Annotated in this window: 10 protein-coding genes; all 10 read left to right on the forward strand. The window is 72.1% G+C overall.

What is annotated here, in order from left to right:
* Positions 1-82 precede the first annotated feature (82 nt).
* The 10 genes from ACIRB4_RS22760 to ACIRB4_RS22805 all read left to right on the forward strand — a co-directional run bounded on the left by ACIRB4_RS22760 (position 83) and on the right by ACIRB4_RS22805 (position 17375).
* Positions 83-1084 carry a helix-turn-helix transcriptional regulator gene (locus ACIRB4_RS22760; protein WP_403293822.1) on the forward strand — a complete coding sequence of 334 codons (1002 nt, stop codon included), beginning with the start codon at positions 83-85 and terminating at the stop codon, positions 1082-1084.
* Positions 1085-1204: 120 nt separating this feature from the next.
* Positions 1205-1534 carry a hypothetical protein gene (locus ACIRB4_RS22765; RefSeq protein ID WP_403293824.1) on the forward strand — a complete coding sequence of 110 codons (330 nt, stop codon included), beginning with the start codon at positions 1205-1207 and terminating at the stop codon, positions 1532-1534.
* Positions 1535-1775: 241 nt separating this feature from the next.
* Positions 1776-3626, forward strand: coding sequence for an amino acid adenylation domain-containing protein (locus tag ACIRB4_RS22770; RefSeq protein WP_403293826.1), 1851 nt, complete (start codon positions 1776-1778; stop codon positions 3624-3626).
* An 11-nt stretch (positions 3627-3637) separates the two neighbouring features.
* The gene (locus ACIRB4_RS22775) at positions 3638-4579 is read left to right on the forward strand and encodes a chlorinating enzyme (protein ID WP_403293828.1); all 942 of its coding nucleotides are present in this window, start codon (positions 3638-3640) and stop codon (positions 4577-4579) included.
* Position 4580: 1 nt separating this feature from the next.
* Complete coding sequence (locus ACIRB4_RS22780; RefSeq protein ID WP_403293830.1) at positions 4581-5750, forward strand: alpha/beta fold hydrolase; 1170 nt, start codon at positions 4581-4583, stop codon at positions 5748-5750.
* The gene (locus ACIRB4_RS22785) at positions 5747-6505 is read left to right on the forward strand and encodes an SDR family oxidoreductase (protein ID WP_403293832.1); all 759 of its coding nucleotides are present in this window, start codon (positions 5747-5749) and stop codon (positions 6503-6505) included. Before ACIRB4_RS22780 ends, ACIRB4_RS22785 begins: the two co-directional genes overlap by 4 nt.
* A gap of 40 nt (positions 6506-6545) precedes the next feature.
* The gene (locus ACIRB4_RS22790; RefSeq protein WP_403293834.1) at positions 6546-7625 is read left to right on the forward strand and encodes a thioesterase domain-containing protein; all 1080 of its coding nucleotides are present in this window, start codon (positions 6546-6548) and stop codon (positions 7623-7625) included.
* A 5-nt stretch (positions 7626-7630) separates the two neighbouring features.
* Positions 7631-7855: an MbtH family protein gene (locus ACIRB4_RS22795; RefSeq protein WP_403293836.1), complete on the forward strand. Its 225-nt coding sequence runs from the start codon at positions 7631-7633 to the stop codon at positions 7853-7855.
* Positions 7852-16119, forward strand: a complete 8268-nt coding sequence (locus tag ACIRB4_RS22800) for an amino acid adenylation domain-containing protein (protein WP_403293838.1) — start codon at positions 7852-7854, stop codon at positions 16117-16119. Before ACIRB4_RS22795 ends, ACIRB4_RS22800 begins: the two co-directional genes overlap by 4 nt.
* On the forward strand, positions 16116-17375 hold the full coding sequence (locus tag ACIRB4_RS22805; RefSeq protein ID WP_403293840.1) for an MFS transporter: 1260 nt from the start codon (positions 16116-16118) through the stop codon (positions 17373-17375). The genes ACIRB4_RS22800 and ACIRB4_RS22805 overlap by 4 nt, the downstream gene beginning before the upstream one ends.
* The last annotated feature ends 6 nt before the right edge of the window (positions 17376-17381 follow it).

A 17381-nucleotide genomic window follows, 5' to 3' on the forward strand; every position in this document is an offset into this window, starting at 1 on the left:
CAAAGGATTCGGCCGAGGATCGATCCATTGGGTGAGGATGGGTTACATGGGGGGCTTTGCCGATCCGTGCCGCGAGACGCGCGTGGGTACGGATCTCTCGTCGCTCGCGGCGCTGATCGGACAGGACGAGATCTGCGTCGACGTCTACCGCCTGGTGATCACCGAACCCGGCTGGGGGCTCGCGGAGATCGCCAAGGAGCTGGACGTCGAAGAAGCCGCGGTCCGGGAGTGCCTGGACCGGCTGGCCGAGCTCTCGATGCTCTATCCGACGAAAGACGCGACGGATGTCGCCCCGATCAGTCCCGAAGTCGGCCTCGCCGCGTACATTCACCGCCGGGAAACCGAAATTCATTCCCAGCAACTGGAGTTGGCGACGATTCGGGCGGCCACCGCCGAACTCACCGCGACGTACGCCTCCCAGCGCGGCCGGCAAGGCAACGTCGGCCTCGAACAGCTCGAAGGCGTCAACGAGGTGCGGGCCCGGCTGTCCGAACTGGCCCGGCACGCCGGATCCGAGATCCTCGCCTTCATGCCCGGCGGCGCGCAGAGCCCCGAGGCGCTGGAGGCCAGCCGCCCGCTGGACGAGCAGAGCCTGTCCGCCGGGGTGAAGCTGCGGACCATCTATCTCGACAGCGTGCGCAACTGCCGGGCCACCACCGAGTACGCCCGCTGGCTCTCCGAACTCGGCGGCGAGATACGCACGATGCCCTCGCTGCCGCTGCGCATGCTCATCGCCGACCGGTCGGTGGCGCTGCTGCCGGTCAGCCCCGACGACACCCGCGCCGGTGCCGTGATCCTGCGGGCCCCCGGTGTGGTGACCGCGCTCCTCGCGCTGTTCGAGATGGTCTGGGACCGGGCCACCCCGCTGCACGGCGGTTCCCGGCCGGCCGTCGACGCGCCCTCCGAGCAGGAGATCGAGCTGCTCCGGCTGCTGCAGAAGGGGCATACCGACGAGGTGGCTGCCAAGAAGCTGGGGCTCTCGCTGCGTACCGCGCGCCGGATGATGTCGGCCATCTCGGCCCGGCTCGGCGCGCGCAGCCGGTTCGAGGCCGGTGTGCTCGCGGAGCGGGCCGGCTGGCTCTGACGTTCTTCGCACGACCCTGCCAAGGGCTCGCCGAATTCCGGCGGGCCCTTTCCTGCCATGGCATCAACCTGCCCTGAGTGTGCGGACGAACCCCGCGAGACGGCTGGGATTCTCTGTGCCATGTACGCCATCCATCTCGATGTCCCGCCCGATGAATTCGGGGTCGCGCGCATCGATCCCGATGATCTGGCCAGAGTGGTCCCCCAGGTGTCCAGCTGCCAGGTGGAGCACGTCTATCTGCCCAAGCCGCCCGAGACCGACCGGCGTTCCGTCGTCTTCGTCTCCGCCGCCTCCGCGCCCGAGGCGGGTACGGGCGTCCTCGCCGCCGTCCAGTTCCTGCTGCGGCCCCCGGTCGAGCGGGTACGGGTCGAGCTGAGGGTGCCCCAGAAGGGCCGGGACCTCGGGCTCTGCCACGGGATCGTGTGCGTCGTGGACGCCGCGCTGCCCTGACCCCGCCCCTCGCCGCCGGTGCCGTCGACGCCCGGACGCCCCCGCGCTGGCCACTTGCAGCCACTGCACCTTGGTGCCAGGAGATTCCCTTGAAGGGCCCCTGAGGCGGCTGACACATTCATGAAGGCGGACGGCGGAAGGTGCCGCCGAGAGTGCCACGAATTCCGAGAAGCATGCGGATCACGCGAATCCCGCGAATCCCTCAAACTCCTGCTCCATGACTGGGAAAGGCTCCACCTCTATGAATCCTGGTGCGATTTCCAGCGAATCGCTCGATGATTCGCTCACCCTGCACGAAAACTTCGAGCGGATCGCCGCGCGATTCCCGGAATCCGTGGCCGTCACCGATGGCCGGACCCGGCTCACCTACGCCGAGCTCGACGCCCGCGCCGAGCGGCTGGCCCGTGCGCTGCGGGCGGCCGGCGCCGGGCGGGACCGGAGGGTCGGACTCTGCGTGGAGCGCGGAACCGACCTCGTCGTCGGTCTGCTCGGCATCCTCAAGGCCGGCGCCGGATACGTCCCGGTCGACCCCGCCTACCCCGCCGACCGCCGTGACTTCGTCCTCGCCGCGTGCGACGCCGGTGTCGTCGTCGCCAGCGGCGCCACGGCCGGTCTGGTGACCGGACAGCGCGTCGTCCTCGTGGACGGGCTGCCCGACGGCGACGGCGGCGACGCCGCCATCCCGGCCGGCCACCAGGCCGCTGACCCGTCGAGCCTCGCGTACACGATCTTCACCTCGGGCTCCACCGGTGAGCCCAAGGGCGTCATGATCGAGCACCGCAACGCGGTCCGGCTCTTCACCGCCACCGCGCCGGTCTTCGGCTTCGACGAGAACGACGTCTGGACCGCCTTCCACTCCGCCGCCTTCGACTTCTCCGTCTGGGAGATCTGGGGCGCGCTGCTGCACGGCGGCCGCCTGGTGGTCGTCGACCACGACACCGCCCGCGACCCGGGGGCGTTCCACGCGCTGCTGCGCCGCGAGCGGGTGACGGTCCTCAACCAGACGCCGTCGGCCTTCCGCAACCTCGTCAACGCGGACATCGACGCCCACGCCGCCGACCCGGCCACCGCGGCGCTCAGCCTCCGGTACGTCGTCTTCGGCGGAGAGCGGCTGGACTACCGCGCCCTGACGCCGTGGACCGACCGGCACGGCTTCGACGCGCCCGCGCTGATCAACATGTACGGCATCACCGAGACCACCGTGCACGTCACGTGGAAGCGGATCGCCGCCGCCGACCTGGCCGGCGAGGGCCCCAGCCCGATCGGCGAGCCCATCGCCGACCTGCGCGTCGACATCCTCGACGAGCAGGGGCGCTCCCTGCCGCTCGGCGAGGAGGGCGTCATCCACGTCGCCGGCGCCGGTGTCGCCCGCGGCTATCTGAACCACCCCGAGCTCACCGCCCAGCGGTTCGTCGAGCGCACCGACGCCGAGGGGACCACCCTGCGCTGGTACGACTCCGGCGACCGCGGCGTCCAGATCGCCCCCGGCCAGTTCGCCTACACCGGCCGCGCCGACCGCCAGCTCAAGGTCCGCGGCTACCGCGTCGAGCCCGGCGAGATCGAGGCCGTCCTCAGCCGGCACCCCGCCGTCCGGGACGTCGTCGTCATCGCCGCCGACTTCGGCGAGGGCGACCCGCGCCTGGTCGCGTACCCCGTGACCACGGCCGCGCCGGACCAGCTGGTCGCCGAGCTCAAGGACGCCGTCGCCGCCGCGCTGCCCGCCTACATGGCGCCCTCGGCCTACCTCCCGCTCGACGAACTCCCGGTCACCGTGAACGGGAAGCTCGACGAGGGCGTGCTGCGCAAGCGGCTGGAGCTGAAGCTCGCCGAGGCGTCGAAGGGCGAGGCCGAAGGGGCCTCCGTGGAGGACACGCTGCGCGCCATCTGGTCGGAGGTGCTCGGCACCGACGGCATCAAGGACACCGACGAGTTCTTCGACCTCGGCGGCACGTCGTTCTCGCTGATCCACATGCTCAGCGTCGTCAACGACCGATTCGGTCTCAGCCTCAACGTCGGCACGCTCGCCGAAGGCGCGAACATCGCCGCCCTCGCCGCCGCCGTCAAGAACCAGCTCGCCGCCACCTCCCGCTAGGAGCGCAGGACATGACCACGGAAGCCCAGCAGGCACAGCAGTCGTTCGCCCTCTCCGAGGAAGAGCTCGCCACCTTCCACCGGCAGGGGTTCATCGGCCCCTTCACGGCCTACCAGCCCGAAGAGATGCGCGAGATCTGGCGCAAGACCCGGCTGCAGATGCTCGACCGCAGCCACGCCGTCTACCCGGACGACGAGCTGTCCGGCGCCACCAACATCTCCAACTACGACCGCCACCTCGACAACGACTTCCTCGCCGCGCACGTCGGCAAGCGGGAGATCGTCGACCGGGTCGCCTCCATCCTCGGCCCGGACGTCATCTGCTGGCGTACGGAGTTCTTCCCCAAGCACCCCGGTGACGAGGGCACCGACTGGCACCAGGCGGACACCTTCGCCAACGCCTCGGGCACCCCGCAGATCCTGTGGCCGGACAACGCCGAGTTCGGCGGCACGATCACCGTCTGGTCCGCCTTCACCGAGGCGAAGGTGGAGAACGGCTGCCTGCAGTTCATCCCCGGTACGCACCAGCAGATGAACTACGACGAGACCAAGCGGATGCACTACGACCCCAACTCGATCAACGGGGTCGACAAGGACGGTGTCCGCCGCGGCTTCTTCGGCTACGACTACCGCGAGCTCCAGGTCGACCCGGACTGGAAGCCGGACGAGGACTCCGCCGTCTCGCAGATCATGGAGCCGGGCCAGTTCATCATCTTCTGGTCCACGCTGATGCACGCCTCCCACCCGCACGACGGCCTGACCGACGAGATGCGGATGGGCTTCGCCTCCCGCTACGTCCCCTCCTCGGTCTCCGTCTACCCCGGCAGCGACCACATCGAGGAGTACGGCGGCCGCATCAGCCTGGAGCGCTACGGCAGCGTCCTGGTCAACGGCACCAACAACAACCCGTCCAACCGCATGGTCACCGAGACCACGCGCGGGAAAAAGTTCTGAGATGACCACGAAGACCCTGAGCGTGGTCGATGTGCTGGAGCTCTGCCAGCCCCTGCTGGGATCGGCCCGCGAGACGCTGCGCGTGTTCCCGGCGAACGGCCGGGACGGCGAGGGCTTCGCCCCGGAGGACGTCGAACGGTGCAACGAGGTCCTGGCCGGTATCGGCGCCTCGTACGGCCTGACGGTGCCCCGGTTCGTCTGGCCGGCCCCGGAGAAGCCCTCCAGCCTGGAAGTGGCGCTGAGCAACTTCTGCGACCTGGAACTGGGCGGCTGGCAGCCGGTCGCCGACCGCTCGGGGGACCCGGCCGGCGGCGCGGCGGGCCTCGCCGGGCTCGCCGCCCTCCCCGGCCGCCGCCGGATCGAGGCCGAGGGCGTCCCCGCCTTCGACTCCTTCTCGGCCGGTCCGGCCGGTGAGGAGGCGATCGTCCTGATCCTGCCGTCCGGGGTGCCGGCGACGCTGTTCCGGCCCTGGCTGGAGGAGCTGTCGGCGGACCGGCTCGTGATCACCTACGAGAACCCGTACCTGTTCGGCGAGTGGCGCTCCCTGGACACGCCCGAGGGGGACTTCGCCGAGGAGATCGATCTGGTCGGCGCGCTCCTCACCGCGTACGGGCTGACCCGGGCGCATCTGGTCGGGATCTGCGGCGGCGCCCCCGTGGCGCTCGCCGCGGCCGCCGAGTTCGGCGACCGGGTGGAGACGCTGACCGTGCTCCACCCCGACCTGAACTTCGGCGAGGGGGTCATGCGCACCCCGTTCCAGAAGCAGTTCCAGAGCGTGCTCGCCGGGGCCGCGTCCGGCCCCCGCCGGGCCCGGGAGACGCTGAACCTCTTCCTCGACCCGAACATGCTGTTCGGCGTCGAACCGAGGCTGGCGCCGTTCATCCTCTACCCGTACGGCGACGAGGAGCTGTTCCACCGGTACGCCAAGCAGAACTACGCGCTCATGGCGTACGACGCGAACGAGGCGGCCCGCCGCCTGCGGCAGCGGGTGCTCATCGCCACCAGCCGTACGGACCGGATGACCCACCCCGAGACGGCGCACCACTTCGGCGGGCTCGTGCCGGGCGAGGTGACGGTCGCGGAACGGGAGTCCGGCACCCATCACGACATCCTGATCCCGGACCAGGAGATCTACGCGATGCTCCGGGAGTTCATCGGCGGTGGCGCGTGAGCGCGGAAGCGACCACGCGCCCGGACACGGCGGAGCGCGTCGCGGTGGTCACCCACGCGACGCGCTACGCCGGGCCCGGCTCCGTCGAGGCCCTGCGCAAGGCCGGCTACACCGTGCTCTGTCACGACGAGTCCTTCGCCGAAGAGGCCGCGCGGACCGCGTTCGAGGACGGCAGGGACGGCGCGGTGGCCTGCCCGGCCAGGACCCCGACCGGCGCGGTCGGCCAGGCGGTCAAGCGGTACGGCCGGCTCGACCTGGTCGTCAGCAACGACGTCTACCCGGCCCGCTACCTGCCGGTGGAGCAGGCCGACCCGGCGGAGCTGCGGCGCGCGGCGGAGGCCCTGCTCGTGACCCCGGCGGCGGTCCTCGCCAAGGCCGCCGCGCACATGAAGCGCCGCGGGAGCGGTCACATCGTGCTGATGACCTCCGCGGCCCCGGTCCGGCCCGAGACCGGGTTCTCGGCGTACAGCTCGCTGCGCGCCGGCGCCTCCGCCTACGCGCGGGCCGCGGCCCGCGAACTCGCCCCGCACGGCGTCACCGTGCACGCCGTCGCCCCCAACTTCCTGCAGAGCGAGACCTACTACCCGCCGGAGGTGTGGGAGACGGACGAGGGCCGGGCCCGGCTCCGGGACCTCCTGCCGGCCGGCCGGCTCGGCACGGCCGAGGAGATCGGCGACCTGGTCGTCTTCCTCGGCAGCGGGTCCGCCGACTTCCTCACCGGCGACGTCATCCACTTCACGGGCGGCTGGTCCTAGGGCCGACCCCAGACCCTCCCCCCAGAAAGAGAGTTCCGTTGTGAGTACTCGGCCGATAGCGCCCGAGGAGTGCGAGGTCACGCCGGGGCAGAGCCTGGTGGAGCAGGCCCTCGTCGAGATCTGGAAGACCACGCTCGACCGCCCTTCGGTCGGCCTCGACGACGACTTCTTCACCACCGGGGGCGACTCCCTGCTCGCCCTGGTCACGATCGAGCAGATCAACCAGCGCCTGGGCTGGTCGCTCAACATGGGCGATCTGCTGCGCTACCGGACCGTCCGCGCCCTGAGCGCCAACAAGGCGCTCTCCCAGGCCGCGAACACCGAGCGGGCGATCATCCGCCTGAGCAACCAGGGCTCGCGCACCCCGCTCGTCCTCATCCACCCCGGCCTCGGCCTGGTCGACGGCTACGCCCGGATCGTGCGGGCGCTCGGCGGCGACCGCGGCTGCTACGGCCTCCAGTCGCCGCACATCAGCGCCCTGGACGTGCCGGACGAGATGACGGCGCTCGCGGAGACGTACGCGGACCTGCTGGAGGACGAGTTCGGCGAGGACGAGTTCCACCTCGCCGGCGCCTGCGCGGGCGGTGTCATCGCGTACGAGATCGCGCGGATCGCCGAGGAGCGCGGCCTCGGGGTGCGCAAGCTCGTCATCCTCGACGGCTACCTCGACGGCTCGGTGACCGGCGAGGACGACATCCCGGAGGGGGAGAGGCTCGTCGGATACCGCGACGACGTGCTGCGGATGGTCGCCCCGCAGGTGGACCACCCGCCGCTGGCGGCCGCCGACGCCACCCGCGAGGACGTCTTCCTGGAGGTGTCGACCGCGCTCTTCGGCGCCGAGACCGCCGCGAAGGACGGCGGCACCCAGTTCATGGAGCGGCTCTACCGGGCGTTCCTGACCACCTCCCGGGCCCTGGAGACCTACCGCCCGGAGCCGGCCGAGCTCGACGTGCTGCTGCTGCTCGCCAAGGACAACCCGACGCTCCCCGACTGGCAGGAGATCGTGCGAGGCGAACTCACCGCCCACGTCATGGACTCGGACGCGTACGGGCTGCGGCTCTGTGTGATCGAAGCGGCGCAGATCGCCGCGCGCATCGACGACTTCGTGGGCGAGGAATGAGCGACATGGACCAGTCAAGCACCAATCCTTTCGAGAACGAGTCGGGCGTGTACCGCGTCCTGACCAACGCCGCGGGCGAGCACTCCCTGTGGCCGGACTTCGTCGCCGTGCCCGACGGCTGGGAGACCGCCTTCGGTCCGGACGTACGCGCGGCCTGCCTCGGGTACGTCGAGGAGCACTGGACGGCGCTCGCCCCCGCCGGTTCCCAGGGACGGGACGGCCGGTCATGACGGCGCGGACGGAGAACGCGGTGGACGCCGGCGCCTGGACGTCCGGTCTCGTCGCCCGGTTCGAGGAGCGGGCCGGGCGGGCCCCCGACGCGGTCGCCGTGCGCTGCGGCGCGCAGTCCCTGTCGTACGCGGAGGTGAACGAGCGGGCCAACCGGATCGCGCACCGGCTGATCGACCGGGGCATCGGCCCCGAGGACATCGTCGCCGTCGCCCTGCCCTCCTCGCCCGAGCTGGTCGCCGCCCTCCTCGGCACGCTCAAGGCCGGCGCGACGTACCTTCCGCTCGACCCGGGCTATCCCGGCGAGCGCCTCGCCTACATGACGGCCGACGCCCGCCCGCGCGCCCTGATCACCACCCCGGAGGTCGAGCCGGGCCTCGGACCCGTCGACCCCGCCACCGCCCTCCTGTACGCAGGTGAGGAGGCCGTCGAGCCCGCCGGGAACCCGGCCGGCCGCTCCACGGACCCCGGCCAGGGCGCGTACACCATCTACACCTCCGGCTCCACGGGCCGCCCCAAGGGCGTGGTCGTCACCCACCGCTCCCTCGCCAACTTTCTCGCCTTCATGTCCGCGCGGTACCGCGTGCACCCCGGCGACGTGGTGCTGTCCACCACCCCGATCTCCTTCGACATCGCCGGTCTGGAGCTGTACCTCCCGCTGGTCAACGGAGCCACGCTCCACCTCGTCCCGCGCGAGACCACCGTCGACGGCGCCGCGCTGCGCCGCCACCTCGTCGAGGCCCGCCCCACCCTGATCCAGGGCACCCCCGCCCTGTGGCAGCTGCTGCGCGAGGCCGGCTGGACCCCGGCCGAGACGCCCGCCGGGACCCGGCTGCTCTGCGGCGGCGAGGCGCTGCCGCAGGACCTGGCCGACTTCCTGGCCGCCGCCGGCCACGCCGAGGTGTGGAACCTCTACGGCCCCACCGAGACGACCATCTGGTCGCTGGTGGCCCCCGTGCGCGCCGGCGAGCCGGTCACCATCGGCGCCCCGATGTGGAACACCGGCGTCCACCTCCTCGACGAGCGCCTCGCGCCCGTCGCCGACGGCGAACCCGGCGAGCTGTACCTCTCCGGCGACGGCCTGGCCCGCGGCTACCACGGCCGGGCCGCGCTCACCGCCGAGCGGTTCGTCGCCTGCCCCTTCGGCCCGCCCGGTGCCCGCATGTACCGCACCGGGGACGTCGTGCGCCGCCGCGCCGACGGAACGCTCGACTTCCTCGGCCGCGTCGACGAGCAGGTCAAGATCCACGGCTACCGCATCGAGATCGGCGAGATCGAGGAGGCGCTGCGCCGCCTTCCCGAGGTCGCCCAGGCCCGGGTCGTCGTCCGCGAGGACACCCCCGACGCCCCCGGCAGCCGCCACCTCGCCGGCTATGTCGTGCCCGCGCCCGGCCACACCCCCGAGCCGACCGCGCTGCGCGCCGCGCTCACCGCCTGGCTGCCCGCGCACATGGTCCCCGCCGGGATCGCCGTCCTGGACCGCTTCCCGCTGACCCCGGCCGGCAAGGTCGACCGCAAGGCCCTGCCCGCCCTGGAGTTCACCCGCTCCACCGCCTACCGCGAGCCCACCGGCGCCGGCGAACGCGCCCTCGCCGACCTCTTCCGCGAGGTCCTGCGGGTCGACCGCGTCGGCGCCGACGACAGCTTCTTCGACCTCGGCGGCAACTCGTTGCTCGCCACCCGGCTCGTCGCCCGCGTCCGCGCCGCCCTCTCCGTCGAACTCCCCCTGCGCGCCGTCTTCGAGGACCGCACCCCGGCCGCCCTCGCGCCGCACCTCGACGCGGGCACCCCCGCCCGCCCCGCCCCCCGACCCGGGGAGCGCGGGGAGCGCGTCCCGGTGTCGTACGCGCAGCAGCGGCTGTGGTTCCTGCATCGCCTGGAGGGCCCGAGCACCACCTACAACCTGCCCATCGCCGTCCGCCTGACCGGTGAGCTCGACCTCGACGCGCTGCGCGCGGCCGTCGACCACCTCCTCGTACGGCACGAGAGCCTGCGGACGTACTTCGCCGAGGGCCCGGACGGCGCCGAGCAGATCGTCGTGCCCGCCGCCGAGGCCCGGGTCGACGTCACCCTCCACGACGTCGCCGAGGACGACCTGCGCGGCGCCGTCGACCGGGCCGCCGGGCACCTCTTCGACCTGGCCGCCGAGATCCCGGTCCGCGTCGACCTGTTCCGTACCGGACCGCACGACCACGTCCTGCTCCTGTGCATCCACCACATCGCCAGCGACGGCTGGTCCCTCGCCCCGCTGGTGAAGGACCTGTGCGACGCCTACACCGCCCACCGCTCCGGCACGGAGCCGCAGGCGCCCGCGCTCGGCGTCCAGTACGTCGACTACACGCTGTGGCAGCGCGAGCTGCTCGGCTCCACGGACGACCCGGACTCCACCATGTCCCGGCGGCTCGCCTACTGGCGCGAACGGCTCGCGGGCGCCCCCGAACTGCTCGACCTGCCCACCGACCGGCCGCGCCCGGCCCTCGCCACCTTCCGGGGCGACGTCGTCCGCTTCGACGTCGACGCCTCTCTCACCGAGAAGCTGCAGAGCCTCGCCCAGCGGGAGCGGGCCAGCCTCTTCATGGTCCTCCAGGCCGCCGCCGCGACCCTGCTGACCAAGCTCGGCGCGGGCACCGACATCCCGCTCGGCTCCCCGCTCGCCGGCCGCGCCGACAGCGCCCTCGACGAGCTCGTCGGCTTCTTCGTCAACACGCTCGTGCTGCGCACCGACACCTCCGGCGACCCCGCCTTCACCGAACTCCTCGCCCGCGTCGCGGAGTCCAACCTCGCCGCCTACGAGCACCAGGACCTGCCGTTCGAGTACCTCGTGGAGGTGCTCAACCCGGCCCGCACCACCAGCCACCACCCGCTGTTCCAGGTGATGCTGGTGCTCCAGAACAACGTCGAGCCCGAATGGCGGCTCGACGGGCTCACCGCCGTGCACGAGACCGTGCCCACGCACACCTCGAAGTTCGACCTGACGATCGAGCTGACCGAGCGTTTCGACGCCGACGGCCGCCCGGGCGGCCTGCGCGGCGAGATCGAGTACGCCACCGACCTCTTCGACCGGGAGACCGTCGAACGGTTCGCCGGCTACCTGCTGCGGATCCTCGACGCCGTCGTCACCGACCCCACCCGCCGCCTGGAGAGCATCGACGTCCTCGACGAGAGCGAGCGCACCGCGCTCCTCGACACCTGGAACGCGACCGGACTCGACCTGCCCGACGACACCTTCCCCGCCCTCTTCGAGGCCCAGGTCGCCCGCACCCCCGACGCGCTCGCCCTCGTCCACGAGGACACCGAGCTCAGCTACGCCGAACTCGACCGGCGCGCCAACCAGGTCGCCCACTGGCTGATCGCCCGCGGGGTCGGCCGCGACGACGTCGTCGGCCTCTCCCTGCGCCGTTCGCCCGAGCTGCTCGGCTGCCTGCTCGGCATCCTCAAGGCCGGCGGCGTCTATCTGCCGCTCGACCCGGACTACCCGCCCGACCGGCTCGCCTTCATGGTCGAGGACACCCGCCCCAAGGCGCTCGTCACCACCGCCGACGTGCTCGCCAAGCTGCCCGCCGAGGCGCGGGACGTGCTCCGGCTCGACCTCGGCGACCCCGAGGCGCGCGCCGAGCTGGCCGGTATGCCCGGCCACGCCCCCACCGACGCCGACCGGCGGGCCCCGCTGCGGCCGGAGGACCTGGCGTACGTCATCTACACCTCCGGCTCCACCGGCCGGCCCAAGGGCGTCGCCGTCACCCACCGCGGCATCCCCAACCTGGCCCGCGGCTACATCGACCGGTTCGGACTCGACGAGAACTCCCGCTTCCTGCAGTTCTCCTCGATCAACTTCGACCCGACGTTCTGCGAGATGTGCTGCACCCTGCTGTCGGGCGCGGCCGTCATCCTCACCTCCCCCGAGGAGCTGCTCTCCCCCGACCGCCAGCGCGCCCTGACCGCCCGCTTCCGGCCGACCCACATCACCTTCTCGCCGACGATCCTCGGCTCCATGGCCGAGGACGCCCTCGCGGACGTACCGCATCTGATGGTCGCCGGAGAGGCCTGCCCGCCGGGGCTCGCGGCGACCTGGTCACGCGGCCGGACGATGATCAACGCGTACGGTCCGACCGAGGCGACCGTCGACACCCTGTACTGGGAGTGCGGCAGCGCGGGCCCGGAGTTCGAGGCCGGTTCGGTGCCCGTGGGCCGCCCGCTGCCCAACACCCGCGTCTACGTCCTGGACGCCGCGCTGCGGCCGGTCGCCCCGGGCGTCACCGGCGAGCTGTACATCGCCGGCCACGGCCTGGCGCGCGGCTACCTCAACCGGCCCGGCCTCACCGCCGAGCGGTTCGTCGCCTGCCCGTACGGTCCGCCCGGCTCGCGGATGTACCGCACCGGCGACCTGGCGAAGTGGCGCACGCTGCCCACCGGTGAGGGCGTGGTGGACTTCGTCGGCCGCGCCGACGACCAGGTCAAGATCCGCGGCATGCGGATCGAACTCGGCGAGATCGAGGCGGTCCTCGACACCCACGAGCGCGTCGCCCAGTCCGCCGTCGTCGTCCGCGAGGACACCCCCGGCCACCAGCAGCTCATCGGCTACGTCGTGCCCAGGGCCGCCGACGCGGCCGTACGCGACCTCGCCGACGACATCGCGCACGTCGACAAGTGGCAGGAGATCCACGAGGAGGGGTACAGCGAGCAGGAGGATCTCGGCGTCGAGCAGGACTTCACCGGCTGGAACAGCAGCTACGACAACCAGCCGATCCCGCTGGAGGAGATGCGCGAGTGGCAGGCCGCCACCGTCGCGCGCATCCTCGACCTGCGGCCCCGCAACGTCCTGGAGGTCGGCGTCGGCTCCGGCCTCATCCTGTGGCAGGTCGCCCCGCACGTCGAGACGTACGCGGGCGTCGACTTCTCGCCCTCCCTCATCCAGACGCTCGGCGCCCGGGTGGAGGCGTCCGAGGAGCTGCGCGACCGGGTCCTGCTGCGCAGCCTCGCCGCGCACGAGATCGGTGACCTGGCCGGCCGCCGCTTCGACACCGTCGTCATCAACTCGGTCGCCCAGTACTTCCCCAGCGTCCACTACCTGATCGACGTCCTGCGGCAGGCCATCGAGCTCCTGGAGCCCGGCGGCCGGATCTTCCTCGGTGACATCCGCCATCTGCGGCTCCTGCACCCCTTCCTCACCGCGACCGCCCTGCACGGCGGCGCCCACGCGGACGAGCCGGTCACGGCCGTACGGGACCTGATCGCCCACACCGTGGAGCTGGAGAGCGAACTCCTCCTCGACCCCGCCTTCTTCAGCCGTATCGGCGAGGAGATCGCGGACGTGGCGGGCGTCGACATCCAGCTCAAGCGCGGCCACCACCGCAACGAACTGACCGACTTCCGCTACGAGGTCGTCCTGCACAAGCAGGGCGCCGAGCCGTTCTCCGTACGGGACGCGGCCGAGATCGTCTGGCAGGACGCCACCGGTCTGGACGCCGTCCGCGAGCACCTCGCCGCCAACCGACCCGCGACGCTGCGCGTCACCGGCATCCCCAACCACCGGGTCGCCGCCGAGGTCGAGGCCGCGCATCTGCTCCGTACGGAATCGGCCGCCCGCCTGCGGGACCTCGGGCTCGACACCCGGGAGCGCCCCGGCACCGACCCCGAGGCGGTGCACGCGCTGGCCGAGGAGCTCGGCTACCGCGCCGCACTGACCTGGACCGACGCCTCGGAGGGCGATCGCTTCGACGCGGTCCTGTTGGACGCGGCGACCGAACACCCGCTGATCACCGACCTGTTCGTCCACAAGGCGGCCCCCGGCCAGTCCCTGTACGAGCACGGCAACGACCCGCGCGCCGAGGACCACGGCCGGAAGCTGGCCGTGGAGGTCCGCCGCCAGGCGGCCCGGCAGCTGCCCGAGCACATGGTGCCCGCGGCCGTCGTCCTGCTCGACAAGCTGCCGCTCACCCCGAACGGCAAGCTCGACACCCGCAGGCTGCCGGCCCCGGACTTCACCGCCCGTGCCGTACGGCCGCCGCGCACCGAACGGGAGATCACCCTCGCCCGGCTCTTCGCCGAGGTCCTGGGCCTCGACACCGTGGGCGTCGACGACCAGTTCTTCGATCTCGGCGGCGACTCCATCCGCTCCATCCAGCTGGTCAGCCGCGCCCGCGCCGAGGGGTTCGTGATCACCCCCCGGGACGTGTTCCAGTACCAGACCATCGAGGCGTTGATCGCCCGCGCCGCCCAGCAGGCCGAGACGACCGACCCGGCGGCCGTGGCGGCCGGCGAGCTGCCGTACTGGCTGAAGACGCTGGAGACGCCCGACCCCTCCTACGGCGAACCGGGCGACGAGCGGGCCGAGTTCGGCCGGGCGCTGACCGGTGACCTCGCCGAGGCGCTGCTGACCGCCCTGCCCCGGATGTTCCACGCGGACCCGGCGCACATCGCGCTCGCCGCGCTCGCCCCCGCCCTCATCGAGTGGCGCGGCCGGCGCGTCCCCGCCGCCCAGTCCGCGCTCCGCGTCGACCTGGCGACGACGGCGGTCCCCGAAGCGGTCCCGGTCCGGCTCACACCCGGCCTGGCCCACCTCGACCGGAGCCTGTCGGACCCGCGCGGCCTCGCCCGCGCCCTGAAGCGGGTCAAGGAGCAGATCCGGTCGCTGCCCGCCGACGGCCGCGGCTACGCCGAGCTGCGGCGCGGGAGCGCGGAGGTACGCGAGCAGCTCGCGGCGTTCGCCCCCTCCCGGGTCTGCTTCCGCTACGACGTGACGGGTGACCCCGGACCGTACCCGCTGCTGGTCGACGTACGGCCGCGGGACGACGGCGGGGCCGACACCGTCTGGCGGTGGGACACGGCGCTCTTCACCGAGCCGGACGTCACCGCGCTCGCCGACCGGTGGACCGAGCTCCTGACCGCCCTCGCCGGGCTCACCGCCCACCCCGGACTGGGCGGGCTCACCCCCTCCGACGTGAGCCTGCTCCCGCTCAAGCAGTCCACCCTCACCGAACTGGAGCGCACCTACCCCGGCCTGCGGGACGTGCTGCCGCTCGCCCCGCTCCAGCAGGGCCTGCTGCTGCACGCCGGCGCCGCCGACCCGGAGAAGGACGACGATCCCTACCAGGGGCAGACCCTCTTCGACCTGGAGGGACCGCTGGACGCCGACCGGCTGCGGCAGGCCGCGCACGGGCTCCTCATGCGCCACGACAACCTGCGGGCGAGCTTCGCGGTCCGCGGCCTGGAGACCCCGGTCCAGGTGGTGCGGGACTCCGTCGAGGTGCCGTGGCGGGTCCACGACCTCACCGGCCTCACCCCCGCCGAGCAGAGCGCGGCGGCCGACCGGATCACCGCCGAGGACGCGGCCCTCCGCTTCGACCTGGCGCACGGCCCGATGCTCCGCTTCTCCCTGCTCCGCTTCTCCGCCACCCGGCACCAGCTCCTCGTGGCGGACCACCACATCCTCCTCGACGGCTGGTCGATGCAGGTCGTCTGGCAGGACCTGTTCGACCTGTACGCGGGCGCCGCACTCCCGCCGGTCACCCCCTTCCGGGAGTACCTGGACTGGCTGGCCCGGCAGGACCGGGAGGGCGCGGTCGAGGCGTGGCGGGAGTACCTCGCCGGCGTCGAGGCACCCACCCGGGTGGGACACCCCGCACTCGCCACCCACGTCCTGCCCGCCACCACCTCCACCGTCCTGCCCGCGGAGCTCACCCGGGACCTGGAGCGGGCCTGCGCCCGCCTCGGCATCACCCTGAACACCGCCATGCAGACCGCCTGGGGCCTCCAGCTCGGCCGGCTCACCGGCAGCACGGACGTCGTCTTCGGCACCACCGTCTCCGAACGGCCGGCCGAGATCGACGGCATCGAGTCCGTCGTCGGCCTGCTCATCAACACCGTCCCCCTGCGGGTGCGCACGGAGCCCGGCGAACCGCTCGGCGCGACCCTCGGCCGCGTGCAGTCCGCCCAACTGGACGTGTTCCCGCACCGCCACCTGGGCCTGACCGAGATCCAGCGGCTCGTGGGCGCGGGCGAACTGTTCGACTCGTACTACGTCTTCCAGAACTACCCTGACCAGACCGATCCGTCCGCCGGCCCCGACGGTCCGCGCGTCACCGAGCGGACCCAGGGCGCCAAGGGCGTCTCCCACTATCCGCTCGGCGTCACGGTCATCCCCGGAGAACGGCTGGAGATCCTCTTCGGCCACCACCCCGATCTTTTCGACCGCCGGCGGATCGACACTCTCAAGGAATCCCTCATCGACATCATCGAAGCGATCGCGGCGGAGGGCAGGGCATGAAGGACCTCCTGAGCCTCGTCCGCGAACTGCCCATCGCCGTACGCATCTTGCTGCTGTGCGCGATGGCGCGCTCGATCAGCTTCTTCGGCATTTTGGCCTACCTGCCGATCTACCTGCACGACGCGCTGGGCATGAACGGCGCCACCATCGGCTACGTCCTCGGCGTGTGCCTGCTCGTCGGCACCCTGGTGAGCGTCTACGGCGGCTATCTCGCCGACCGGTTCGTGAAGGTCCACTTCATGATCGTCCTGGACGTGATCCTCACCGTCCTCTACGCCGCGCTGCCCATGGTCGGCTCCCCGTTCCTGGTCGTCGGCATCCTGCTCGTCGCCAACACCGCATCCTCCTCGATGAGCGTCACCGCCAACGCGCTCCTCGCCGACCTGCTGCCCTCGGAGAACCGGGCGAAGGTGTTCTCGCTGCGCTACTCGCTGCAGAACATCGGCGCCGCCGTCGGCCCGTTCCTCGGCGTGTGGACGGTGCAGGCCGGGACCGGCGGGCCGTTCCTGCTCGCCGCCGGTGTCATCTTCGCCGCCCTGCTGCCGCTGGTGATCTACCGCAGGCTGTTCACCGGCACCACCGCCCCCAAGGACGAGACCGCCGCGGCCGACGACGAGTCGATGAACTTCCGCGAGGTCCTGCGGGTCATGCGGGCCGACCGCCGGCTCGGGCTCTTCACCCTGGGCGGCATCCTCAGCATCGTCGTCTACGGACCGCTGCTGACCTACATGTCGCAGTACCTGGTCCTCGTCGAGTCCCGAGACACGGCCTACCAGCTGGTCGCCTACATCTCGGCCGCCAACGCGATCGTCGTCATCTCCACCCAGTACGTGATCGGCAGCAAACTGAAGGAGAAGACGCTGCTGCGCTGGCTGACCTGGGGCACCGGCGCGTTCGTGCTCGGCCTGATCGGCATGGCCTTGTCGACCAACGCCTGGATCATCGTCGCCGCGATCGTCGTCTTCACCATCGGCGAGGTGATCGTCGTGCCGGCCGAGTACATGTTCATCGACGCGATCGCCCCGGACAACCTGCGCGGCAGCTACTTCGGCGCCCAGAACCTCGTCCACATCGGCGTGGCGATCGGCCCCATCATCTGCGGCTTCCTGCTGGTGCACGCCTCGCCCGCCGCGATGTTCGCCGCGCTCATCGCCCTCGTCATCGCCGGCTGGTGGTTCTACGTCCTCGGCTGCCGGGCCCCCGTGCCCCAGGCCGCCGCCCCCGTCGACTCCGACGCCCAGAAAGTGAACCCGTGAGGTGAC

The organism is Streptomyces sp. NPDC093600 (assembly GCF_044764755.1).
In the GTDB taxonomy this organism is placed as follows: domain Bacteria; phylum Actinomycetota; class Actinomycetes; order Streptomycetales; family Streptomycetaceae; genus Streptomyces.

Bases quoted from the DNA above. Each gene is read 5' to 3' on its own strand.
- ACIRB4_RS22780 (WP_403293830.1), top strand. From the start codon at position 4,581: ATGACCACGAAGACCCTGAGCGTGGTCGATGTGCTGGAGCTCTGCCAG.
- ACIRB4_RS22770 (WP_403293826.1), top strand. From the start codon at position 1,776: ATGAATCCTGGTGCGATTTCCAGCGAATCGCTCGATGATTCGCTCACC.
- ACIRB4_RS22765 (WP_403293824.1), top strand. From the start codon at position 1,205: ATGTACGCCATCCATCTCGATGTCCCGCCCGATGAATTCGGGGTCGCG.
- ACIRB4_RS22775 (WP_403293828.1), top strand. From the start codon at position 3,638: ATGACCACGGAAGCCCAGCAGGCACAGCAGTCGTTCGCCCTCTCCGAG.
- ACIRB4_RS22795 (WP_403293836.1), top strand. From the start codon at position 7,631: ATGGACCAGTCAAGCACCAATCCTTTCGAGAACGAGTCGGGCGTGTAC.
- ACIRB4_RS22805 (WP_403293840.1), top strand. From the start codon at position 16,116: ATGAAGGACCTCCTGAGCCTCGTCCGCGAACTGCCCATCGCCGTACGC.
- ACIRB4_RS22800 (WP_403293838.1), top strand. From the start codon at position 7,852: ATGACGGCGCGGACGGAGAACGCGGTGGACGCCGGCGCCTGGACGTCC.